Genomic DNA, 23,387 nt, shown 5'->3' on the forward strand with positions numbered 1-23,387 from the left:
GTCTATAGAAGTTTGAATATCATTGGAGGAAGCAAAATGTCTCTTGAACAACCCAATAAATGGGCTATTTTATCTGTCATTACCTTCGTTTCTTTTATCACAAACTTAGATGCAACTATCGTGGTAATTGGTCTGCAACCGATCGTAAAAGATTTGCAAGTCTCAATTGATACAGGTATGTGGACGATTACTTCATTCTTTATAACCAATACCGTATTTTTACTTCCATCCGGGCGATGGTCGGACATGTTTGGCACCAAACGTATTTTTTTATGGGGGTTCACCTTGTTTACCCTCGCTACTGTTTTTTGTGGGCTGGCGACTTCTGGTTCAACATTAATTGCTGCTCGACTTTTCCAAGGGACAGGTGCCGCAATGGCAATGGCAACAGCCACTCCAATTCTTATACGTACTTTTCAACCAAATCAACTTGGATTTGCTCTAGGCATCAATAATCTTTCATGGGTGACTGGATCACTCATTGGACCAGTACTCGGTGGAGCACTGATAGGCGAGTTTGGATGGCGCTCCATTTTCTTCGTTATCGTACCGATTGGGATCATCTGCTTGATCGCAGCTATTTTCATTTTAGAAAATACTTCAAAGGAGGCGAGAGAGAAGACTGATTGGCTGGGTATTATGACTTTCGGTTCTGGATTGGTTGCTTTTCTTGTTACTTTGTCAGAAGGATCAACTTGGGGCTGGACATCAGGAAGTATTCTAGACTTGTTCATAGGAACGCTAATTTCTTGGGCTCTTTTTGTATACATTGAACTACATTCTAAGCATCCTTTGTTCCATTTAAGTCTCTTAAGTAATCGAAAATATACTCTTGGACTTGGTATCACAATGAGCTACTGTATCGGTTATTTCTCTGTCACTATTTTGCTTACCTTGTATTTACAAGGAGCGCAGCACCTCAGTGCATTGGAAACAGGGTTATTATTAATACCATTATCTGCTCCTCAACTTTTTACAGGTCCAATAGGTGGTAAACTGGCTGACCGATTTGGCACAGTGAGTATGATTCTGTTAGGATCATCCCTAATTGGCATTTCTTTGTTATTATTAGGACAACTTGGCACCCAGTTGTCAAACGCAGCTGTCATTATCCCTCTTTTGATCATATCTGCTGCGACAGGTCTTTCATGGCCGTCCCTTGCGAAAGCGGTATTATCAGCTGCTCCTCCCGAGCAAATAGGTTCCGCTTCAGGCATGTTTTGGACCATCTACAACATGTGTCGAGCAATCAGTCAATCACTTGCACTCTTGATTGTACAATTGGTCAGCTCGTCGATCGATGTTTCGAAAATGTTTTCTGAATCAGGAAAAATATTAGATGCCAAATCCAAAAGCATATTTATTTATGCTACCAATATGGGATTTCATTTTTTCGCGATATTCCTAGGCATTTCATTAGTACTAGGAATATTCTTAATGCGAGCTCAACAAAAGAAACACCATATTAGAGAAGTGAAAAATGCTGAACAATCTGGCTAACTTTCAAAAGCATGACTTTTCTACATTTATGTTCTTGGTGTCATTTGCTTTTAAAAATAGAAGTTATATAAGAGACTTGCCATCAAAATAATTAAAAAAAGGTGCTCCAAATTACTTCATTTGTTCGGAGGATACTATTTCAAGCTGTAGGACAAGTTATAAAATGATTGAATTGAATCAAAAACTGACATCATCTAACTTTCTGATGTCAGTTTTTAATCAACCTTATTATATTCTCACTGCATAAGGATAAATTGGATCTTTCAAATGAAATTCATAGGTAAGACCATCGACAATCCCTACTACTTTTTCACTATCGTAAAGATCAAGCATAAATCCAGCCATTTCCCTAGCGGTATGATATTTTGGAAGTAGTCCTTCAAGTTTAACATTTTCTTTCAAGTCTCTCGATACTTTCGCAAATTCAGTTTCAGTTGCAGCAGGAGCTAATACTTTTGCTTGCATGCTTGCACCTTTTTCTTTTAATTCATGTGCGAGTCCTTCAGTAAAGGCACTTACATAAAATTTAGAAGCACAGTATGTGATTGCATTTCCAATAATCGTGTATCCTCCACCTGATGAAATGTTAATTAATTGAGTTCCTTCGACTGTTGAATAGTCACGCACATAAAGAGAAGTTAAAATAGTTAGGGTTTCAATATTTAAATTAAGCATTGTCTCAATTTTAGTTAAATTTTGATCTTCCACTGTTGCAAAATTGCCAAACCCTGCATTATTAATCCAAGTTTCTATTTCGTATTCTTTTAAATCTTCATACAATGTATAAGCATTTTTCGTATTAGATAAATCAACTGTTTTTATAACGACATCTAATTCAGCATTTACTTTCGAGATTTCTGACCTTAGTTTTTCAAGTTCATTCGTTCTACGTGCCGCAATAACTAAATTTTTTCCACGAGCAGCAAAAGCAAGCGCTGTTTCATAACCTATCCCTGAACTTGCACCTGTAATAACCGTATATTTTTTCAATTTATTTCCTCCTAATATTTTGTGTATACTAACAGAAATTGATTGTTCGTTGATGTGGATTATCATACTGGTTAAAGTAAACTCTAAGTCAAGCATTTTTCACACTGAGTATTATCGGCAAAATATGGAGGTTTTTATGTATACCATTGGTGAAGTGGCACAACTAATAGGATTAAGTACACATACATTACGTTACTATGAAAAAGAAAATATCATTCTTCCAAATCGGAATGAACGCGGAGAAAGAAAATATACGGAAGCACACCTTCAATGGCTAAAATTTGTTTTAAAATTAAAAGAGACGAAAATGCCAATCACAAAAATAAAAGAATATGCCTACTTGTATAAAGATGGGGAACATACAGTATTAAACCGATTAAAACTATTAGAAGATCATAAAAGTTTGATCGAAACCCAGTTAAAGATACTGGAAGAAACAAATAAAATGTTAGAACATAAAATTACTTCTTATAAAGAAATGATTCTGAAAAGGCATGATTTAGTTACAAAAGCATATTAAATGGATCTTTTTGCCCAAAATTAAATACATTTCGCTCTAAATCAACCAGAGGAAACGGAAACCCGATATAGGAAATCTTTTGCATTCAGAGAGTATGTTTCCAACAATCCTGAGAGGGTTGGAATAACACGCTTGCATTACGGGAAACTATTGATTTCACTGGGGAAAACAAAAAAAGCAGAGGAACAACTGTCTTCTGCTGTTGAAATATTTCAATCAATTCATAACAAAGACAAAAGTTATCACATCGATGCTTTGATTACACTTGGGAAATTGAAAAAATCAAATGAACTCTTCCAAACTGCCGATGAAATCATATCAAATATAAATGATAATAATGCGGTTTCAGTTGACAACCTAATTAAACTATGTGATTTTTATGAAAGTAGAAACGAAGAAAAATTCAAGTATTATCATTTCTTCCTTTACCATAAAATAAAGGAGGGTGTCTCACATGAATAATCGCTTTTATGGTGGTAATGGTGATCCATTAGGTGATTAAAAGTAAACATCATCAATATTTGTTAGGCGATCCGCACAAGATCGCCTTTTTATTATAAATCAATCATCCTAATTACACCACTTCTTATATGCCTCTCTTTTTTATTTATCCTCAGATAACACATCATTCAACGTCTTCCGTAATATTTTCATATCCACACCACTTTTTGCAAGGATGACAAAATTTACATTCTGCTCCATCAATTTTGCTATCGTTTCACATATTGCATCCGTGTGTTTGCTACTACGTTTACCTACTAAATTATACTCAGATGCAATGGATAAATCGTACATACTCTCTACTAGTGTTGATGTTGCCACGGCTGTAGCACTTTCTTGGAACGCCTCATCATCTTGCGTCGTATCATCTTTCTTGCCTTCGAAAGGACGAAATTTCACCTAAACCTCCTAGGCTTACTACTTCTTTGAATTTCATTTTACTACACAATATATAGAAACATATTTATAAATTTTAGTATCTTGGGTGTGTAAAAGTAGAGCGACCTGCCGACATCCGGAAGATATCAGCAGGTCACAGTGCTCCCTCAGGAGCTAGAAATCAGTTGTCGGATGCGGGTTTCTTTCCGAGAGCTGCCCGCAGAAGAGGATGGTTCAGGTCCTTCCTCGCTTCCCTCAGGGTTTCAAGGTTCCTCTCCTCTTTCCCGGTTACTTCCTCAGGGCAGTCAGTCTTCTCGGTTACATGACGTCCTACATGACCATCCGTACCCGACATATCTTCTCCAAGATAGTTGGATGGGAATCAATATCCCCACTTCTGATTCATGTTTATTCTACTGATCGTTTTTTTCAAAAAAATATACAAGTTGTTTCCAAGTTGTAAATTAACAATGGGTTATTTACTCCTTATGAAAAGAATCAAAAGAGGGGAAACCTTCGCTTTTTTATTTTGTTGATTTTAATCAAATATAATGGTAATTTACAATTGTACTAATTGTAGACATCGAGAAAAGAGAGAACATGCCTGGTGGTACATGCGATCAGTGTGGTGGAACCAACGGTGGCCACACTGACATCAACTGTCCGGGAATGGCTGGCAGGTAGAACACCTAACATCTATTCTTGGAACAAAGACCGATTGGTTTTGTCTTTAGATGAAACCAATCGGTCACTTGATTTTATCCTCTTATATTCAACTCTATCTTCTCCGTTTTTTTGACTAGCAGCGGTTCTACAGGTGAATTTGGTCCAGCTTTATCATGTGTCTCATCAGCTACATCTTTCACACCTTGACGGATCGCATCAGCAACTCTTGAAGACAGCTCTTGAATTCGCCTGTCATTATGAATCTCGAAGTTAAACATTGCTATCACCTAAAAAGGTTTAACCTCCCTTAAGACCTAGAACCACGATAAAATGATGTGAGCAGTCCATTTGTTTAGATGAATGACAAGGTTACTCTGAACTACATTCCAATAAACATATTCCTACTATAGGCATCCCAATTTGCTCCTCCATAACCTGTTCTTCCTTCTAAGTTCACAAAACACGGAAGCACTACATATAAAACTCCTGACATAGCACTCGATCTAAACGTCATGATAAATCTTCTTTTTGAATTGCCAACAGGTGCTATCCTTCCCATATCCAATCGTATTGCATTTGATTTCATAAGTGTTTCAGACATCCCCAAACTTGCAATGCCATCAGGACCTCCATTACTTCTAATCCAATAATTTGATATCGTTGTTGCAGATTTTAAATCAGTGGGTTGATCATATTTGATAGAAATCTGATTTGGGGCAACTTGTTTAACCTTAATAATAACAGGATGAGACTTCATTTCTTGGTCAACATGAACATCATACATGTTGAGTTCCTCCACTCTGTAATCAATAGTCACTTGTCAGTATATGCTTTGTATCTTTCCATTGATATTACATATATGGGTGCGCTGCTCCTCAGTCGCCAGATGCTGATTCTAGGCCCTTAAGCAGCTACAAGACGATGACATTTCTTCCCCGGAATCCTTGAAGGTCATCGGGTTCGCTGAGGAAATGCATTCCACTCTCTTTGCCTGATCTGATCAGTCATCCGCTCTCTGGCGGGGTGTCCTTTGACATCCCATCAGACTGCTTTTAAAGCTAGTAATATCTTCTGTTGTACATTCTGTATCAAAAAATAAATAAACAAATTGCAAGAGCGACTAGGCTTCATCCTAATCGCCCCTTGCTTTTAGATAAGGCATCCAATCCCAGCAACCTCCGCTATTACCTTGCTTCACATTTTGATTAAAGAACATCCCTGTTAGATTTAATACTGCTAAATGAACGGTTGTATCATCCACTACTCCTGTGACTATAGCTGCACGATCCTCGCTTCTATACTTCCCATTAGGTGTTCCATAAGATTTGTAGTATACGATTCTACCTACTGTTGGTTTCATATAACTTCGCCCTTTAAAAGGTACAAAAAATACCACTCAAATGAGTGGCATAAAATTTATTTTTTTCTCGCAAGTGATTAAATCTTTAAACTCTATCACAATGGTTTTATATATTGTTGGGATATAATTTACGAGTCTCCCATCATAGGCGCACACTAGAAGTATGCTGACACGAAAAGTGTTTTACCTACAATGGGAGGATGACCCTAATTGACTTCATCGATTCTGCTTGCTGAAATCTTTCTCTGTAGAGAATTCGATCAGCGTTCGACAACGTCCTTGGTCAGATCACGGTGTGTCAACTCGACGCTCAGACCACGATCAACGTACTGCTCAGCGAGCTCAGCAATACCAAGCTCAGCCGCTCCCAGCACATCACCACTCATGATCGCCTTGAGTGCCAACGCAGTTGTTGCTGCGCGATGACGCCCACCCGCGCACCCGATTGAAACGAGGATCGGCTGGTGCTCACTACTCGGTCCTGAGATGAAGGACTCGATCGAAGCAGCCATCGCAGCAAGAAGCTGCTTGATACCAGGCGTACTCATCACTGCTGCACGAACCGGAGCATCGTGAGCAGTCATGTAACGTAGCTCACGGTTGACATGCGGGTCGCGAAAGTGGTGGCGCAAGTCGTACTTCAGATGTCCATCAGGCTCCTCGCCGTGGAGGAAGCCAAATGAGATGATCTTGATCTGTACACCTTTAGCCCTAGACAAGGCTCTCCTTCAAGGTTGCAGGGTCAAAATAATCCTACTGGTTTAACTATAATATATAATAAGAATTTTTGGAAGAAAATCTCATGTTCAGTTAATACCTCTTACATACTTACATTCACATTGTCTATAGTTACTCTCTATATTTATAAGCCTATCACTCCTATAAATTAAAATAACAAGAGCGACTAGGCATTCCCTAATCGCACCTGCTATACCGAGGAGTTGTATGTTAAAATTTGTTACTCCTATAATAACACGGATAAATCAACCCATTAGTTCCTTTTTGGTTCACTCTTTCCGAAAACGTTATACTCTAAGTTTAGTTTACATAACGAAGGTCTCATTGCTTTAAATCCTACAAAACTCTCATTTCTATTAATTCTTATAGATTAACTGTGCTCATATCTTCATAACGTCCACCATGTACAGCGTTCTCTGGACTAACTGCTTCAATTTGTTTAAGCTCTTCTTGAGTAAAATCGATATCTATAGCTCCAACATTTTCTTCCAGATATTTTATCCGTTTCGTACCTGGAATTGGCAACGCACCTTTCGTTATTGTCCAAGCTAATGCAAGCTGCGGAACCGTGCAGTTTTTTTCCTTTGCTATTTCCTGAAGCTTATCCACTATGTCCACATTTTTTTGGAAATTTTCGCCTTGGAAACGTGGCAAATATCTACGCATGTCATTCGGTTCTAGATCTTCAAACTTGCGTAATTCCCCTGAAATAAAACCTCTGCTCAGAGGACTATATGCCACAGGAGTAATGCCAAGTTCTCTTAAGACAGGAAGAATCCCCTCTTCTATATCCCTGCTCCAAATAGAGTATTCCGTTTGTAGTGCGGAAATAGGATGAACCGCATGTGCTCGGCGAATGGTGGCTGCCCCTGCTTCAGAAAGACCCAGATAACGAACTTTCCCTGCTTGAACTAAATCAGCCATTGCTCCAACTGTTTCCTCGATCGGAACATTAGGATCTACACGATGCTGATAATACAAATCAATATAATCAAGACCTAAGCGTCGCAAACTTGCATCAATTGCTTTTTTTACGTAATCTGGATGACCACCGATGAACTCCCAATTCGGTCCAAACGTAAACTTGGTAGCAACAATGGCCTTTTCCCGATGACCTGCTAAAGCCTTACCTAGAAGTTCCTCATTATGTCCATTGCCATAAGTGTCAGCTGTATCTAGTAAAGTAACTCCAAGTTCCATTGCACAATGTATCGTTTTAATTGATTCTTCATCATTAATGCTTCCATAAATTCCTGGAGACATTCCCATGAGTCCTAATCCAATAGATGAAACCTCTATATTACTATTACCTAGTTTTCTAGTCTTCATTTTGTAACCTCTCCTTTAAAGATAGACGATTTAACTACATGGATAGTGTATCATGTTTTTATAATAAAAAATACAAAAAATATCTTTCTAGTCTATTTTATATGTTTCGTATTAGCTAATAGTGATTTTTGATATAATATAGAAAATAAGGAGGAAACACGGTGGCTGATAAAGGTACTTCCAATGACAAATTCACAAAAAAACAAGATGAACTTATTTTAAAGCTAATGCAAAGTGTAAGAAAATATGGATTTCAGACATTACGTATGGACGAATTCGCGGAAATTATGGATATTAGTAGAGCAACACTATATAAGTATTTTCCTACGAAAGAGGATGTATTCCATAAAATCACTAACGGATTCGTGCAGTATATTGAAGATATGCCTACAGACCTCCCTAAAGAGGAATCTCTATATGCAACAAAATTTCAAGAATTGTTCGAGCAATCTGTCTCACTTGCACTTTTTATCACGGATAATTTTCTGAAAGACCTACAGAACACTTATCCATTCATGTACGATAAACTTTGGGACACCATCCAAAATCGCGAAAAGCAGTTATTAGCTTTTTTTAAAGCAGGAAAGGAACATGGTGTCTTCAATAAGAATATCAATGGAAAACTCTTGATTTTACAGGATGAAATGTTACATACATTGCTTGACATCAAATATTTGATGAAAAACCAATTGACAATTGAACAAATGCTTTTCGATTTTTATGAGATGAAAAAATTACAACTCTTTAAACCAGAAAAACTTTCTACTGTAGATGATTCTCTTGTAATGCCTAGAATTAATCACTTAGCCCAAAAAATATCTAAAATGCTATACTAGCAAGCATTCGGAAGTTTCGAAAAAAAGTTCAGTTACCCTATTTTAAGTACTGGGCAATTGAACTTTTTCTTTTTCTTCAAGGACTCAAAAAGAACTGAATCATATTACTCCTTATACCCTTTGGTTATGTCACTTTCATTTTCTGTCTTTTTCTTGTAGTTGTTTTCATACTCAATTTCTTAATTCAGCTATAACTAAAATTTAAATCAGAAGCGATCTCAGGAAGTGTAATCCTTTTTACATCCCTTAAATAAGCCACTTTTGACTCCAATGTTTCAAACTCAGACATGCATCTTTCAATGGCTTTTTTTGCTCTTTCTTTCTCCTGTAACAGTTCATTATACTTCTGAATCTTTTCTCGTATCTCATCGATCCTACGTAAACAATTATCCAACGGTGTATATGGTGGTTTGGATTTCATAGCAACCTTCAACCAGTATTTATACTCATTTTCTAAGTTTTTAATTCTTATCGTTATAATATCTATCTCCATGCAGAGATCATGATACAATTCCATACTATCGAACTCGATCACGTTCGTGCCTCTGTGACTCTGATACTTGGTTGTCATTGCAGTACCTGTTATGTGTCAGCTCATTACATCCCGCTTTACTACATGGTTTTAGAGGGCGCTTTGGCATATTTTTTTACTCCAATTTTATTCTGTGCTGGACTGAATAAGCTCTAGATACTGGTTATAATCAATTTCCGTCTGTTCGATCTGACCTCCATCATTTGGGAATGTTGGCGAATCTGAACCAAACACCTTAAGCCAGATTCGGGGTAAGCGATCAATATTACCCACCTTCCCACACTGCCAATAGCATGAGAGAATCTCCCTAACATCAGCGATGAAGGGGATTTTTAGATGGTAGATATTGGAGCAAACGCCAGTGCCATTGTCTATAGCATCATCGAAACAGCAAAAGAAAATGGACTCCATCCTTTCGCCTATTTGACCTATTTATTTGAGGAACTCCCACAACTAGATATCCAAGATCCAAGTAAGTTAGATGTTATCCTCCCTTGGTCTCCATTCATCCCGGATCAGTGCCGTGTTCCAGATGAGAATAACTAGTGGATCGTTACAGAATAAGTCTTGCTTTTAGTTCCTTCTTTAGGTGTCTCACTTCATACTACAATCCGTCATACGAAAAACTCCCTTTTACAAAACAAGGGAGTTTTTTCTAAATTTATATGAATCGTATCCGTTTCATTTTGTGGCCGTGTGAGGAGCGAATCCGAAGATTCACTCACCCACACGGGTTGCGTTACGCCACCTGCTCCATCTCCTCCCGTGAAGGAAGGAGGACGCTGAGAGCAGACATGAGTGCTGGGGTCGACATGTCCATCCCATCCTCCTCACACTTGATGTCCGAACGGACATCGTAGGTACGGCTCCACGCATTGTGGTTGAGGGCGTAGAAGTCCCACAGGAACATGGCAACCTGCTGCTTCTTCTCGCCGGTGAAGTACTCCCCAACCACACGGGAAAGTTCGGATGAGGTTACAGCCGACTCGGGGAGATTCTTCCGCAGTCGCTGGAAGATCTCGAACTCCTTGGGGGTGAGCTCCAGAGGAGTGAGGGTGGACAGATCCTGCTTGAGGTTGTCCATGTAGCTGATCGTCTTCAGCAGTTCACCACGAAAATCCGAGTGCGGAAGACTCGCGATCTTGCCCCACGTGGGGAGGTTTTCGAACACCTTCTGAAGCGGTGCCGAAGATGCCAGCGTCAGAAGGAAGACGTGCGAACGGTTTCCGCGACGCTTCGAAGTGACGACAGCGTTCTTCTTCATGACGACAAAACCGGTGTACATATGAATGTTCTCTCCAGGAGGCGTAACGATGAATTTAAGAAAATTATAATACAAAATTCCAGAAAAATGAATCGAAGACGAATTAAAAGATTTTTAACAAGACATGGACTAGTACCTGTAAAAATAAAAAAACCCCTGCTATTACAGATTAACAGGTGGGGATTATCTGACGCTTACTTTAGAGGGCGCTTTGGCATATTTTTTTACTCCAATTTTATTCTGTGCTGGACTAAATAAGCTCTAGATACTGGTTATAATCAATTTCCGTCTGTTCGATCTGACCTCCATCATTTGGGAATGTTGGCGAATCTGAACCAAACACCTTAAGCCAGATTCGGGAACATTAAAAAAACTATTGTCCGTATCCTGACCCAACAATAGCTTTTTTAAGATATAGAATTTGACCAACCAAATGACCCATCTAAAAAAACTTCTTTTGCCCCTGATACTCCTTTACCAACTCCACTGCCTCACGAAATCGTTGTGCATGTACGATTTCTCTTTCCCTCAAAAACTTGAGTGCATCATTGATATCAGGGTCATCGGATAAATCAATTAACCATTGGTATGTAGCTCTCGCCTTCTCTTCTGCGGCAATATCTTCATACAGATCTGCGATCGGATCGCCTTTGGATTGTATGTATGTAGCAGTAAACGGATTTCCAGCAGCACTTTGATAAAACAATGATAAATCATGATTGACATAATGTTCTTCTAATCCTGCTGCCTTGATCTGCTCTTTTGTCGCATCTTTTGTTAATTTATTAACCATTACATTATAGGTACACTTTTTAAGCCTTTACATAGAAGTTATTTGAATGCTTATAACTATATGCTGGGTAATTGCATCAATGTAACGGAGGATTTTTATGAAAGTAATTAACTTCAACAACCTCCCTTCTATCGATGGAAAGGGAGGTTTGAAACATCTATATCATTGTTGTTATTTTCTCGGACTGATTCCCCTGTTATGAAAACCGATCTCTTCAACTAGGATTCATTTTATTAGGTGACAGATCGAGTTGCTTTCCTCTCGATCTGTCTAGCCCTCCAACTGCACTAAGAATGAGCATCCCTGAGTTCACGAATGATGCTTCGGATCACGAGTCCTGTCGGATAGATCATGATGTCTTCAGGTTCTGGGTACTCGTCCAGATCATCTCGAAGGTTAATTACCTTGGACAAGATCTCGTTCAGCTCATCCTGAGACACTTCCATATCAGTATATGGAAGTGGAAGCTCTTTACCAGCAAAGCATTCCGCAAGTAGCTTCATGACAGTACTGCTCAATCGGATAACTTTCTGGTCATTGAGGATGGAGCCCAGTCCCCAGACGAAGAAGCATGCATTCATCGGCATGATACTTGAATCATCCCAAGAAGCATCTTCAAGGAGATTCAGAAACGCACCAGCATCGTTCCGATACCTTTCGATATCCCATGAGGCATCACGGTAATCCACAAGGGTTCCTTTCTCTTAGACAATCGGCGGCAAGCTATCCATAACATTATACCTTATTTCTACCACAACCGTTTAACTCTATGGTATTTAATCTACGTTTTTTCACTTGATCTTTTAGCTCATTTTTATATGCTTCAACATTCCCTTCGTAAGAAAAAGGAGACTAAAATTTAATGCGTATATTCAATTTCATATTTGGTGCCCTGCTCTTTGCAGCAGCCATCTACTTATCCTATTGGCATACATATGATCTACTCGAAAGAGGATCATATTTAAGTTATTCCGCCCATGTGGGAACCTTTTTGGGTGAAGGAATATTTGCCTTGGGCACCATTAATATTTTCCACTCCAAAATAAAACGAATTGAGGTGAAATGGTATTCTGCTCCTCGGATTGCGTTATATGCAGGTGTGTTAATCGTGGGATATTCAAATGTATCGAGTGGATTCGGGAAAGGAAATGAAGCAATTGGTATAGGTATCGCAATTCCAATTTTAATGCTAATTGCAGAAGCGGTTGTGAGTCATTCTTTACAAGTCGGATTAAACGAAAAACGGACACCTACGGACAGTTCAGACACTCAGACACTTTCGGACACAGACATCATAACGGACACTCGGACACTGACCGACTCGAACATCATGGACTATCAAACAAGAAACTATTTCGGACACTCAGACAGTCCACTTCGGACAGTCCGGACAGTAAAAAAGAAAGTGTCCAGACGGACAACCAGACGCTATTATTTTAACGGACACTTTCTCGGACAGACCAGTCCGGACAGCACAGAAGATGCGGACGGACACCTCGGACACTTGGAAACGGACACTAATCATACAGACAGCCAGATAGTAGAAAATATAAGCCTTCGGACACTCGGACAAACAAAAACAGACAGTTCGGACAGCAGCGGACGAACACTAGAAACGGGCATTAATCTTGATCCGGACAGTTCGGACAAAAATAAATTCCAGACAGTTTCGGACACTCAGACACTGGAGCAAACAGAGAACAAAACGGACACTTTAAAAATTCCGGACACTCCGGACACCATCAACGGACAGACACTCCAGACAGAAAACGGACACCGGACACCTCGGACAAAAATAGCAAATCGAATTAATTACTTACTTGATGAAGAAGACACCACAGAAGACTTCTTAGACATTGACGAACATACTTACCAAACAGCTATTCAATATATAAAAACAAAAGGCAAACATCCTTCCATCCGAGGTCTAATGGATATTGCAGGCGTAAAAAAGAACTGAGCAGAAAAGGCCATCAAAAGAGTGAAGGCTGAACAAATGGCATGAGATACTACAAAGACCAACATACCTTAGTAGAGGAAGAAGAAATTGAGTTGGACACAGACTATGGAAATTATCTTGCAGTTGTAGCTGTAGAAACAATGGTATTTCCAAGTCGAATATCAAGAAAGAAATATATAACCATATATGAGATGGAAGATGCGGGTGAGGATGAAGAAGAGGAAAAAAGCTTCTGGAGAAAATTGTGGAGCATATTGAAAACAAACCATCCCATTCTCCCACGCACTCTCGTTCCTGACGAAATACAAATGAATGATGCTATTCATGATTGGATCATTGCTTGGGAACTTCCCAAGCATCAGATCGAACAAGCAAAACAAGGCGGAAAAAAATTAAAGATTAATTATAACAAAGAACTCGAAAAAAAAACCGAGAAAGCGAAATTGAAGGTATTTCGGTATGAGCCACCAGATATAGATTCATGGGATCAACCACAACATAACGACATAGACCTTGATAGAACTTTCCCAGAGAAAAAATACAAAAGAGGTATGCATCCCAACTCTCAAGCAAAGTTAAAACAGAATCAGAAAACAAGTCAGCCCCCTCATGTTTAAAAACACAAAAGAAATGAAAGAAGAAGAAATGTTGTAAAAACGGCAAGAATAATTCCCTGCCGTTTTATTTTTAATATCTAAATTAAAATAAAGAGAAAAGTTTTCCCAAATAAAATAAAAGTATAACGTAAAATATCAATCATTATTATAATCCTTAAGATTCAGTACATTTGTTTTTCTTTAGTTAATTCTATTAGATCATCTTCTACAAGTTGTATATCTAACTCTTCTGACATAAAGTATTGCAAAAGATTAGATGTTATAGAAGCTCTTTCTACGTATTTCCTTGCAGGTATCACAATCTCACTCCCTGTCTTTAAGAGATACCCAGCATATAGTTCTGTAATCAACTTATTTTTTTGCTTTTGGTTACTGGTATTAATTCCGAGCTGGTCCTTAGACCACTCCACCGGCAAATTGTTTGCAATGAAGATATAATCATGATCTTCTATACATTCTAGAATTTTTTCATGGGTAATTTCTTTTTGTTTATCTTTAATCAATTTAAATAATTCATCATTTTCTTCTAGTGAACTAACAACTTTTTTATAGTTTTCTACTAATCTGTTTTGATTTACAAATTTGTTTTCTTTAAAATTAATACTAATTAAAAATAAACCTAGAACCATTCTGATAGGTTTACTAATGATATAAATATTATTATCAAAAAAATCATCAAGTTCTTCATTTATTTCCTTGAGTTTTTGATTAGTTTCAAGATTAATATCATATACAAAATCACGATTACACAATTTTAATCTCATTACAATAGAAAATAATAATTGGTAACTCACAAATCTTTTTTCGAGCAACTTATCTCTTGTTGCTGAGCGTTGTGAAAGATACGAAATTTCAACAATCTTATCATTATAATTCTTACTTAATTCTAAATTCTTTCTATTATAATACATTGTCACACCTACAGTAACCATAATAGAAAAAACTGAAACAAATACAGTAACTAGTGCGGTAATAATTGCTGCATTAACTTCCGAACTGAATTTTTGCTCCCAACACCATTTGATAATAAAGAAGCAAACAATTCCAAATACCACTAAACCAAATACCCACCACATTATCTTCTTATTCAAGAATATAAACACTCCTTGATACATTTTATTAACATTCTTATTATAGCAATTTTCTGTTTATATGTGATGATTCAACTCGGATTCTCACGTGAGTCGATAGAATTAGAAAACAAATAACCCCCTCTCCCCCACTCTCGAATATACCGATTTTACCGAAACGTTTCGGTGTTTTTTCGGCTTTCGGTAGACGGTTGGGAGGAGGGATTAAGTTGAATTAAACAAGGACTAATACTGTGATCAGCTCTTGTTCTTATTGTTTAACCACTCAACAGTGAAATCAACTGCCTGCCTCTGAGAAAATAATTTACAGATGCTATTCCCTACTCTTTTCTTCTGTATTATTATCTTTTCTTCAAACTCATTTCCGATAGAAGGAAAGTCATCCGTTTCAAATTCGATATTCTTATATACCTTCCAGACTTTTTTATCCCCTTCCATGATAGGGGCACCTTCCATTGTCTGTGTAATATTGTTCTGCCGATATTCGCCCAAATGAAAAGAAGTATTGGTATCGTAACCAACTCCTAGTAACAATACATAACCATCTAAATCATAAATACGAGAAAGAGGAGAATTTTCTCCCATAGGGTAATCAATTGGTTGATCCTTTACTATCTCTTCTGCATTTCTCCCCCATGCAGCAAATGAATAGGTTGGGTGATTACTACGGATTACTTTCGGCATTGTGCGAAATACTTCCACCACTTTTCCCATCTCACGTGTTGGTGTATAGATAGGATCAAAAGCTGGCATATCTTGCCGGATCGTTTCCCACCATTCCTCTGGCACAGGAGGACATCCCCATATAGAAGGATCGGAATAGTCACTGGTATGAGTCGGCATAATAATCGTTCCTTGATCCGTTACTACATCCATCAAGGCTTGTACAATTGTTATTGGTCCTCCAATTACATATCCAAACGAACTCAAAGAGGAATGCACAATGACTGTCATTCTTGGGCTTAAACCTAGTTTTCGAAAATGATCTGCAATAGCTTGCATTGTCAAAGGCTCTTTACTTTGATTTACTACAGTTGCTTCACTCATAATATCCACCTAGGCCTCTTTAATATCTATTGATCGAAACGAGATACTTCCATCAGGAAAAACAGTATATCCGTTAACTCTGGAACTGGTCAAAAATATACTTTTTCCCGTGAATAAAGGAAGTATGGGTAAATCTTCAGCTAATATCTTATTAACATTTGCATAACTTTTCCATCTATCTCTCTGATTCGTTTGTTCTAATGCAGATTCCAATGTTTCAATATATATATCCTCATTTAAAGACGAGATCCGAGATAGGTAATTTAAATAGAAACAAATTGGATCAGAAAATAATGAGCTGGTTAGCGACAAACAAACTTCAAAATCGTTATTGTCTACTCGATTAACGAAATCTGCAAAAGTAGTCCCAAGCAGTTCAACACTTATACCGTATTCATTTTCCCATGTTAATTTAATTTGTTGGCAAACCTCTTTATTTGGGTAATAATCAGCATAGAGTAATTTAATAGACTTAATAGGTAGAATAGAAGATTGCAAATGAGATATGATTGTACAGGTTGGGAAGAAATCCAGATAATCGTTTGGGATAATTCCTTTTGGAATAAATGAATCCCAAGAAATTATTCCCTCATGTAATTGATCAGCAAGATTTTGTTTATCAATTACATCATAAAGAGATTTTTTTGTCTTCAAATCAACACAGGAACCAAACTGAAGTGAAAAGAGAATACTTGAGGGTATCATATGAAAGTTCTTTGATTGTTTAAATCTTTGAATTTCATCAAAAGGAAAATAGGTATTACAGGTTATATCAAGTTCCTTTGATTCAAAGTCTTCTATAGGTTGTATCAAGTTATTGTGGATATAGAATACCAAACCTTCGATTTTTTTTGAATAATTTAATGAGTAAAATGGATTAGATTCTAAATATATATACTGCCCTATTACATATTCTTTGATAACAAAAGGACCATTATATAGCTCATCACTAGGTGGAGACGGACAAATATAAATCGATCCTAGAAGTTCTACTAAGTAGGGACAAAAGTATTCCAAATCAATTTCCAAAACAAATGGATTCAATGCCCTAATCCCAAGATCTTTGATATCTAATTGTCCGTCTATCACTTGCTCCGCACCTTTAAGGCAACCAAGATAATGCATTAATGAACTTTTCTCATGAAAAAGTCTATGAAATGTACGCACATAGTCAGTAGCTTCTACAGACTTTCCGTTTGACCATTTCTGTGAACCATTTAAATAAAATTTATGTTTTAATCCTTCTTGTGAAACGATGTAATCATTCGCACCAGTTAATTGCCAATCTCCTGTTTTCCTATTTCTAGTAAACAAAGGCTCATACAGAGCCTGGCATATTACTTGCCCAATATAATCAAAGCAATGAAGAGGTTCTATACTCAATGGGTCAGTATCAATGTGTATTTTTACTATCTTTGGACTATCCCATTTCATTTTTGTACCTCCAACAGTTACACACCGTTTGATCAGAAAATGAAACATTACTGAAATCCATCATTTGAAAATCAATAGACCAACGTTTTCCAATCGATGGAACGTGCAAACCAGCAAGAAACAAGATAATATCTTTTGACAAAAAAGTTGATACGATTGTGTTTGTAGGTCCAAAAGATGCCGATTGTGTAACCCCTTCCATCAATGAGTACACAAGTTTTTCATCTTCATTCATTTTTCCAATCTCTAGCTTGATAAAACATTCCATACAGAGCGTTTTTTGGGGAATAATTAATGGGCCCCAAGTCCCTCTATTTAGTCCTACACCCACATCTATTAAAGGTATCCCTTGAATAATACTGTATTGATTGAGGATTTTTGTCAAATTGGATGGTGAATCCGCAGCATTGACAAGTAGATTAATAGAATGAGAATCAAATATTTGCAATTTCTCTTGGGAATCGATTTTTTCAACAAAATGACTAATCTCTATATTTGGATCAATACTACTGGCATACCGTTTGCATTCTTCAATCTTTTGAAAGCCTATAGAACTTCGATTATAGACAAACTGTCTATTCAAATTACTGATGTCTACTTGATCATAGTCAATCAAAATAAATGACCTGATCCCTGCTGCAATAAGATGTTGAAAAACAACTGATCCCACTCCACCTAAACCGATAATAGCTACCGTTGAATGAGTGAGATTATCTTGAGTTTTTGTTGCAGATAAACCAAGTGACTCAAGATAATACCATTGTTTTTCCGTTATTGTATTTATGGAAGGGTTCTGATCATGTTTAATAAAATCCAATTCTTGAAGGGTATTTATTACCTCTTTACTGCGTACTGTTCCTAAAACTTGATTTAATTCTTCTCTGGTGCATCCTCTTTTTAAAAGATGTAATCCTTCCATTAGACACTGATCCACATCTTCCAGTTTATAAATGTCTTCACTTAATAGAAATCCTCTTTGGGATGAACCCACAACATGAACATGATCAGCTAATCTTATTAGCACATTATTCACCTGCTTAAAAATATTTAAAGGGACCATTTATTGGGCTGGTCCCCTTGTTTTATTTTCTTATGTGTAGGATTAGCAACGTTTAACATCTGACAAATTTGGTGAGTTTTTTTTGATCTTTTTAATTTTCAAGTGATACACCTCCTTTCAATGGTATGAATATTCAGCAATTTATTAACATCTTAGCACTTAGGGTGATACATCTATCTTGTTCTACTTGTTAGACGGTGCAATAGTTGGTAATAAATCTTTATTTACTGGGTTCATTCTTCTTAATGTTCTCTGGATTAAACCTTTTTCCATTTGAAACAAAGCAATCATCAGCTAACTTTTTTGTATCACTAGTTTTTCATCAATATCTTTTTGATATTTTTTAAGCGCTAAAGTAAGTACTCGTTTCAATTCATCATCAATAGATAGCACATGTTCTCCTTTTATAACCATCCTTTTCCTCCTTCATCACCATTTCGAAAGGGAACTGATCTCAATAAATAACCTTACTTTCTCTGTATTTCTGAATAAGATAATTCTTCTAATCGCCTGATCTCCATCCTTATCAAAGCATGAAGCCACCTTTCGTCATCATTCATACTATTTGGGAATAGAAACTTTACAAGATAACTTTTTCCCATGGAATGGAGCTCTTCGATAATTCGCGCCTTCTGTTGATGCATCATATCAGCCGAGAGATGATGTTTATCTGCAATCACCTGTAAAGCCTTTGTAACTTCATGGGGGACTGTTTTATTATCGATAGTCCAATCTAAATTCAATTTTCATAGAATCTCGTTTCTCCCCCCATCTTTCTGCTGTTGGTTAAAACCTAATCCAACAAATGCTAGAAAGCTGGTTGATTGTGAGATACCGATGCTCCTTGTGGCGTTTTTATCATGACCTCAGCTTTCATTTACTAAATCACCAATGTTAAAATATCCGTAACTAGGAAATAGCAGATCATTTTGTATATTTCTAATATGATAATAAACCAATTTTTGTATTTCAATCCGTCAGAAACCCGTCATTTATCCTTCAGTTGTGATGGCATCTTAATGTTTTTATACAAGAAAAGGAGAAACGATGGTGAAAAATACGTTGTTACGAACAGCAAGGCTTCAAATGGGTTGGAACCAGCAACAACTGGCTGACTTCGCTCAGCTTTCACTCTCGACAATTGAACGTGCAGAATGTGGAAAGCAGATCAGAATGGACAGTATTCAACAATTATGTAAATGTCTCGGGCGGACACCTGAAGAACTTGGCTTGATAAAAAGTAAAAGTCAAGAACAAGAAAATATTAATCAGCCTCATATTCATGACATCACATCCCTATTCAACACCAGCACAATGAATACGAAGGAACTGTGGCATAATGATCTGCTTTCACAAGGAATAGCTGCTTGCCAAGATTTATACTTCAATGGTCAACCCCATCAGGTCGAGGCTATTTTGCCCCTTTATTGCAGTCAAACGGCATCACTTTCTCGTCAATCGTCACCAATTCAGAAGGAAGCTGCCAAACTCGCTTCGTTGGCTCATCTATTGGCCTGTGAATTATTTGCTGATCGAGAAAATTTCGATGCAGCAGAACAAGCTGGAAAATCTGCATTTATGTATGGACAAATCGCTGATGACGTAAATTTACAAGTTGCATCACTCATTGGGTTAGGGAATATCGCTTTTCATCGGAAGTGGAGCAGTATTGCATTGCATGTATTTCAAAAAGCGATATCATTGATGGATCATGCGACATCACTGCTGAAAGGAAGAACATATGCTGGTATTGCAGAAGTATATGCAATGCGTGGACAATTCCAGGAGACCATGCGAGCATTGGGACTGGCCTATAAGTATTTCCCCCTCGAACCTGAGAAAGATCCTGCATATCCATACTTGCGCGCATCCCGATACGCACTCTACGTCTTTGGAGATGCTCAATCTCGTCTCTTCCTGAATCAGCCAAAAGAAGCAAATGAAGCATTGATTGCCATGCAGACAGAAACCAACGATCCTGAAATAGAGCCTATCACGAAATTGGATTTGCTCTATTATCAAGCAGAAGTGCAACTTCAAAAGAGGGAAATGGATCAGAGTATTATCATTTTGACCGAGGCAGCAACACTTGCAAAAAATCTTGGGTCACGACTTTATTTTGACAAACTTGTTCATAGCTTTAACGAATTGAATGTGAAGTGGCCGAAAGAAAAACGCGTAGCTGAGTTGGAAGAATTGTTTCTTCCATGGGGTATCGAGTCGCCGGATCCTTAAAATTTGTAGTAATACCAAAGACTTACCAGACTTAGTTACCTAAATATACGTTATATCGAATTTCTAACTCATGTCTATCAATGTATAGATATAGATGTATAATTAAAAGTCGGAGAATTAAATCCCCGGCTTTTTATGTTTTTGTTTTCATTTATCTCCGGAAACATCTCATTTCAATGTCTTCCGTAACACTTCCATATCTACACCACGCTTTGCAATGACAATAAAGTTTGCATTCCCCTCCATCATCTTCGCTACCGTTTCACATATCTCATCTGTATGCTTGCTGCTTTTCTTTCCAACCAATTTATATTCAGAAGCAATAGAGAGATCATACATACTCTCTACTGTTTTTGATGCTGCCACAGCTGTAGCACCTCCAGATTTAATTTGATTAATGAATTCATTCCATCCGCTTTTCCGAAGGCTTCTGGGGCAATTTTTACCCGACCATTTGTTGTGCTGAACCACATTGCTAATTGGAATGCTGTATTTCTTCATTAAAAATTGCACCAACCAAACAGCGTTCTGTTTTGTTTTATCAAAGTTACCATCAGAATTTACACACAGCTCGACAGATATACTTTCTCTATTTCCTGTGCCCTTTGATCCATCTCCACATGCCCATGCAACCTCATTTGTGGGGATAGACTGCCATATTTCTTTGTCGTCGCAAGTAAAATGCCAACTAGCAGTTCTATCATTCCCGTTATATTGTAATCGTGCGTGTGCCTCTGCATCAGCTCCAGCATTCGAATTATCGGTCTCATGGATGGTAATCCAGCTAGGACTCATAGGTATCTTTGGCCTTGTCTTCGTGTTTGTCGCTGGTATCAACATCTGTTTAATTTCCATTACTTATTGTCCTCCTCTTTGTCTTTCCCTTTCAATATCTCAATTGCTTGTGTGATCACCGAGGGAACAGGTAGTCCCATTTTTCCGCTGTTTTCTATAATGCTTAATCCTTCATTTGCTAAATAAAAAGTGATGGTCGCATCACGAATGACATGACCATCACCCAACATCTGCCACGAAGCCTGTAATAAAATCGATCACCACAAACACTAATAACGTCTGAATTGCCATTGTCCAACCTCCGAACAAATAGGATGCAATGGCTCCTCCACTTGCTAAGATAGTTTTAAAATATATTTCCATGGAAAAGCTCCTTTTTTAGCCAAAATAAAAACGCCTATGCGCTTTTTGTTTAAACTCTCTACTGCTTTTTTCTATTTAACATATAAAAATTCTTCGTTTGCCAATCGAAAGGTACCATCATTCGTTGGTAACATAGGAGCATAGCTCAGTGTGACTTTTGCTGTGTAGTAATGCAGTTTCGATCTTGTAATCGTTAGATCGTTCCCATCATCTAGAAACAACCTGATTTTGTATTTATCATACAGATTTCCATGATCAGGATCATTGATAAATCCATCCCATCCCACTACAATTCCAGCATATCTCTTTCCAAATCTAGACCATGATTAATAACATCATTTGGTCCAGCCGTATACACTACAACTGAGCCAATATCCACATAAACACCGTATTGTTTAACGATATAAGTATTTGCTCCCATTTGTAATCACCTCAAATTTTATTGTGACTATCGTTTATGAAACTGATATCGGATTTAAATAATGTAATCCTAATTGCGCACTAGAAACGTTCAATGTTGTACCTGATCCACAGTCCTGCAATACTTCCAACTGTATATAATCGCCTTCTAAGAGTCTTTCTACAGAATTACCAGACATCGCAACGCCTGTATTGGGTGCATAGATTTGTTGAATAGCAGTAACAGCAGAACCGTTTATTCGCGCTCGCATAATTCGTCTAGGGTTTCCGGTAAGTGTTCCAGCTGTCAAAGCTCCGAAAGTAGCAGTGATATACAAGTTATAGAATCCATCTTGTGTAACATAAACTCTTGTATTGTCTGTCCCTGGGTACATCCGATAATCTGATACCCAATCCGCACTGCTAGAGAGATTTACAGCTGTGTAGACAGATGCATTATGAGCCAAAGAAAAAGTCGCACCAGAACGGCGAATAGTAGGAACTAAACCACTCCCAATTGCAAATTTTCTTCGATCCGTAAAAGTAAAACTGGATGCACTACTTGCGCTATTCGGGACGGCCACGTTACAGAGTGGGATATCCCATTGATTGGCATTTTGTACGGGTGTTATCGTACCCTGCAAAACTAAATATCCCATGGTGTTATTGACGAAATCGCACCGCAACACCACAAGGTCAGTTCTTGTTGATCCGCTGGTATTGGAACCAATAGCCAACGTTTCATTTGTACCAGAGTGAGAAAAAAAGTGTCCTTTAACAAAAACCTTCCCTGGTACTATCGTGACTGTCATTCCAGAACCAGCAGAGACAGCACAGTTATTTGCGGATATATCCATTGATGTACCTTCTACTATGATTCCATCGGTTTTGAACTTCTGGAACATCGTTCGCCATCTGGATTCGGTACTATTCGCACCAATTCCAGAATCAAAAGGGAAATAATCATAGGTTGGCATCT

Annotated in this window: 29 protein-coding genes and 2 pseudogenes; 8 read left to right on the forward strand and 23 right to left on the reverse strand. The window is 37.7% G+C overall.

All coding sequences use genetic code 11. The annotated features are described in order from the left end of the window. Positions 1 to 36 precede the first annotated feature (36 nt). On the forward strand, positions 37 to 1,500 hold the full coding sequence (locus AC5WOF_RS05625) for a DHA2 family efflux MFS transporter permease subunit (RefSeq protein ID WP_496048967.1): 1,464 nt from the start codon (positions 37 to 39) through the stop codon (positions 1,498 to 1,500). 228 nt (positions 1,501 to 1,728) lie between these two features. Here AC5WOF_RS05625 and AC5WOF_RS05630 read toward each other — a convergent pair whose 3' ends face one another. Beyond that, the gene (locus tag AC5WOF_RS05630; RefSeq protein ID WP_496048968.1) at positions 1,729 to 2,490 is read right to left on the reverse strand and encodes an SDR family NAD(P)-dependent oxidoreductase; all 762 of its coding nucleotides are present in this window, start codon (positions 2,488 to 2,490) and stop codon (positions 1,729 to 1,731) included. 136 nt (positions 2,491 to 2,626) lie between these two features. Between AC5WOF_RS05630 and AC5WOF_RS05635 the strand changes: the two genes are divergently transcribed. After that, positions 2,627 to 3,010, forward strand: coding sequence for a MerR family transcriptional regulator (locus AC5WOF_RS05635; RefSeq protein WP_496048969.1), 384 nt, complete (start codon positions 2,627 to 2,629; stop codon positions 3,008 to 3,010). A gap of 132 nt (positions 3,011 to 3,142) precedes the next feature. Continuing rightward, the gene (locus tag AC5WOF_RS05640) at positions 3,143 to 3,472 is read left to right on the forward strand and encodes a hypothetical protein (protein ID WP_496048970.1); all 330 of its coding nucleotides are present in this window, start codon (positions 3,143 to 3,145) and stop codon (positions 3,470 to 3,472) included. Between the two features lie 141 nt (positions 3,473 to 3,613). Here the strand turns inward: AC5WOF_RS05640 and AC5WOF_RS05645 are convergent, their stop codons facing one another. The 6 genes from AC5WOF_RS05645 to AC5WOF_RS05670 all read right to left on the reverse strand — a co-directional run bounded on the left by AC5WOF_RS05645 (position 3,614) and on the right by AC5WOF_RS05670 (position 7,982). Then, entirely contained in the window at positions 3,614 to 3,910 is a 297-nt protein-coding gene (locus AC5WOF_RS05645; RefSeq protein ID WP_496048971.1) for a hypothetical protein, read from the reverse strand. Between the two features lie 737 nt (positions 3,911 to 4,647). Continuing rightward, positions 4,648 to 4,833, reverse strand: coding sequence for a hypothetical protein (locus AC5WOF_RS05650; RefSeq protein WP_496048972.1), 186 nt, complete (start codon positions 4,831 to 4,833; stop codon positions 4,648 to 4,650). Between the two features lie 101 nt (positions 4,834 to 4,934). Next, positions 4,935 to 5,339, reverse strand: a complete 405-nt coding sequence (locus tag AC5WOF_RS05655; protein ID WP_496048973.1) for a hypothetical protein — start codon at positions 5,337 to 5,339, stop codon at positions 4,935 to 4,937. A 348-nt stretch (positions 5,340 to 5,687) separates the two neighbouring features. Beyond that, positions 5,688 to 5,915 carry a hypothetical protein gene (locus tag AC5WOF_RS05660; RefSeq protein WP_496048974.1) on the reverse strand — a complete coding sequence of 76 codons (228 nt, stop codon included), beginning with the start codon at positions 5,913 to 5,915 and terminating at the stop codon, positions 5,688 to 5,690. A gap of 260 nt (positions 5,916 to 6,175) precedes the next feature. Next, positions 6,176 to 6,634: a RapZ C-terminal domain-containing protein gene (locus tag AC5WOF_RS05665; RefSeq protein ID WP_496048975.1), complete on the reverse strand. Its 459-nt coding sequence runs from the start codon at positions 6,632 to 6,634 to the stop codon at positions 6,176 to 6,178. Between the two features lie 382 nt (positions 6,635 to 7,016). Beyond that, a complete protein-coding gene (locus AC5WOF_RS05670) occupies positions 7,017 to 7,982 on the reverse strand; it encodes an aldo/keto reductase (protein ID WP_496048976.1) in 966 nt (321 codons plus the stop codon). 161 nt (positions 7,983 to 8,143) lie between these two features. Here AC5WOF_RS05670 and AC5WOF_RS05675 point away from each other — a divergent pair, with 161 nt between their 5' ends. Then, positions 8,144 to 8,818, forward strand: coding sequence for a TetR/AcrR family transcriptional regulator (locus AC5WOF_RS05675; RefSeq protein WP_496048977.1), 675 nt, complete (start codon positions 8,144 to 8,146; stop codon positions 8,816 to 8,818). A 184-nt stretch (positions 8,819 to 9,002) separates the two neighbouring features. On the opposite strand, the gene AC5WOF_RS05680 is transcribed toward AC5WOF_RS05675, so the two are convergent. Beyond that, the gene (locus tag AC5WOF_RS05680) at positions 9,003 to 9,353 is read right to left on the reverse strand and encodes a hypothetical protein (protein ID WP_496048978.1); all 351 of its coding nucleotides are present in this window, start codon (positions 9,351 to 9,353) and stop codon (positions 9,003 to 9,005) included. After that, a complete protein-coding gene (locus tag AC5WOF_RS05685) occupies positions 9,337 to 9,459 on the reverse strand; it encodes a DUF8602 domain-containing protein (protein ID WP_496048979.1) in 123 nt (40 codons plus the stop codon). The genes AC5WOF_RS05680 and AC5WOF_RS05685 overlap by 17 nt, the downstream gene beginning before the upstream one ends. Positions 9,460 to 9,698: 239 nt before the next feature. Between AC5WOF_RS05685 and AC5WOF_RS05690 the strand changes: the two are divergent. Then, positions 9,699 to 9,896: pseudogene (locus AC5WOF_RS05690) on the forward strand (transposase domain-containing protein); the annotation flags it as partial. A 193-nt stretch (positions 9,897 to 10,089) separates the two neighbouring features. Here AC5WOF_RS05690 and AC5WOF_RS05695 read toward each other — a convergent pair. The 3 genes and pseudogenes from AC5WOF_RS05695 to AC5WOF_RS05705 form a co-directional block, all read right to left on the reverse strand. Continuing rightward, entirely contained in the window at positions 10,090 to 10,635 is a 546-nt protein-coding gene (locus AC5WOF_RS05695) for a hypothetical protein (RefSeq protein WP_496048980.1), read from the reverse strand. Positions 10,636 to 11,056: 421 nt separating this feature from the next. Continuing rightward, a pseudogene (locus tag AC5WOF_RS05700) lies at positions 11,057 to 11,407 on the reverse strand (manganese catalase family protein); the annotation flags it as partial. A 287-nt stretch (positions 11,408 to 11,694) separates the two neighbouring features. Next, positions 11,695 to 12,096 carry a hypothetical protein gene (locus AC5WOF_RS05705; protein ID WP_496048981.1) on the reverse strand — a complete coding sequence of 134 codons (402 nt, stop codon included), beginning with the start codon at positions 12,094 to 12,096 and terminating at the stop codon, positions 11,695 to 11,697. 173 nt (positions 12,097 to 12,269) lie between these two features. Between AC5WOF_RS05705 and AC5WOF_RS05710 the strand changes: the two genes are divergently transcribed. Next, positions 12,270 to 13,367, forward strand: a complete 1,098-nt coding sequence (locus AC5WOF_RS05710; RefSeq protein ID WP_496048982.1) for a hypothetical protein — start codon at positions 12,270 to 12,272, stop codon at positions 13,365 to 13,367. Positions 13,368 to 13,408: 41 nt separating this feature from the next. Next, positions 13,409 to 13,984 carry a hypothetical protein gene (locus AC5WOF_RS05715; protein ID WP_496048983.1) on the forward strand — a complete coding sequence of 192 codons (576 nt, stop codon included), beginning with the start codon at positions 13,409 to 13,411 and terminating at the stop codon, positions 13,982 to 13,984. A 161-nt stretch (positions 13,985 to 14,145) separates the two neighbouring features. On the opposite strand, the gene AC5WOF_RS05720 is transcribed toward AC5WOF_RS05715, so the two are convergent. From AC5WOF_RS05720 to AC5WOF_RS05740, 5 genes are all read right to left on the reverse strand, one after another. Continuing rightward, complete coding sequence (locus AC5WOF_RS05720) at positions 14,146 to 15,075, reverse strand: hypothetical protein (RefSeq protein WP_496048984.1); 930 nt, start codon at positions 15,073 to 15,075, stop codon at positions 14,146 to 14,148. A gap of 237 nt (positions 15,076 to 15,312) precedes the next feature. Next, complete coding sequence (locus tag AC5WOF_RS05725; protein ID WP_496048985.1) at positions 15,313 to 16,122, reverse strand: AAC(3) family N-acetyltransferase; 810 nt, start codon at positions 16,120 to 16,122, stop codon at positions 15,313 to 15,315. A gap of 9 nt (positions 16,123 to 16,131) precedes the next feature. Then, entirely contained in the window at positions 16,132 to 17,556 is a 1,425-nt protein-coding gene (locus AC5WOF_RS05730) for an ABC transporter substrate-binding protein (protein ID WP_496048986.1), read from the reverse strand. Then, on the reverse strand, positions 17,543 to 18,580 hold the full coding sequence (locus tag AC5WOF_RS05735) for a HesA/MoeB/ThiF family protein (RefSeq protein ID WP_496048987.1): 1,038 nt from the start codon (positions 18,578 to 18,580) through the stop codon (positions 17,543 to 17,545). The genes AC5WOF_RS05730 and AC5WOF_RS05735 overlap by 14 nt, the downstream gene beginning before the upstream one ends. Before the next feature lie 503 nt (positions 18,581 to 19,083). Next, on the reverse strand, positions 19,084 to 19,359 hold the full coding sequence (locus AC5WOF_RS05740; protein WP_496048988.1) for a hypothetical protein: 276 nt from the start codon (positions 19,357 to 19,359) through the stop codon (positions 19,084 to 19,086). Positions 19,360 to 19,666: 307 nt separating this feature from the next. Between AC5WOF_RS05740 and AC5WOF_RS05745 the strand changes: the two genes are divergently transcribed. Beyond that, a complete protein-coding gene (locus AC5WOF_RS05745) occupies positions 19,667 to 20,851 on the forward strand; it encodes a helix-turn-helix domain-containing protein (RefSeq protein ID WP_496048989.1) in 1,185 nt (394 codons plus the stop codon). 168 nt (positions 20,852 to 21,019) lie between these two features. Here AC5WOF_RS05745 and AC5WOF_RS05750 read toward each other — a convergent pair whose 3' ends face one another. From AC5WOF_RS05750 to AC5WOF_RS05775, 6 genes are all read right to left on the reverse strand, one after another. Then, complete coding sequence (locus tag AC5WOF_RS05750) at positions 21,020 to 21,706, reverse strand: peptidoglycan recognition protein family protein (RefSeq protein ID WP_496048990.1); 687 nt, start codon at positions 21,704 to 21,706, stop codon at positions 21,020 to 21,022. Further along, a complete protein-coding gene (locus AC5WOF_RS05755) occupies positions 21,706 to 21,876 on the reverse strand; it encodes a phage holin family protein (protein ID WP_496048991.1) in 171 nt (56 codons plus the stop codon). Before AC5WOF_RS05755 ends, AC5WOF_RS05750 begins: the two co-directional genes overlap by 1 nt. Further along, positions 21,866 to 22,009, reverse strand: coding sequence for a phage holin family protein (locus tag AC5WOF_RS05760; protein WP_496048992.1), 144 nt, complete (start codon positions 22,007 to 22,009; stop codon positions 21,866 to 21,868). The genes AC5WOF_RS05755 and AC5WOF_RS05760 overlap by 11 nt, the downstream gene beginning before the upstream one ends. Positions 22,010 to 22,080: 71 nt before the next feature. Beyond that, positions 22,081 to 22,296, reverse strand: a complete 216-nt coding sequence (locus AC5WOF_RS05765) for a hypothetical protein (RefSeq protein ID WP_496048993.1) — start codon at positions 22,294 to 22,296, stop codon at positions 22,081 to 22,083. After that, the gene (locus AC5WOF_RS05770; protein WP_496048994.1) at positions 22,296 to 22,430 is read right to left on the reverse strand and encodes a hypothetical protein; all 135 of its coding nucleotides are present in this window, start codon (positions 22,428 to 22,430) and stop codon (positions 22,296 to 22,298) included. The genes AC5WOF_RS05765 and AC5WOF_RS05770 overlap by 1 nt, the downstream gene beginning before the upstream one ends. A gap of 34 nt (positions 22,431 to 22,464) precedes the next feature. Continuing rightward, entirely contained in the window at positions 22,465 to 23,385 is a 921-nt protein-coding gene (locus tag AC5WOF_RS05775; protein WP_496048995.1) for a hypothetical protein, read from the reverse strand. Positions 23,386 to 23,387: the final 2 nt, after the last annotated feature.

The organism is Shimazuella sp. NTD250 (assembly GCF_059510375.1).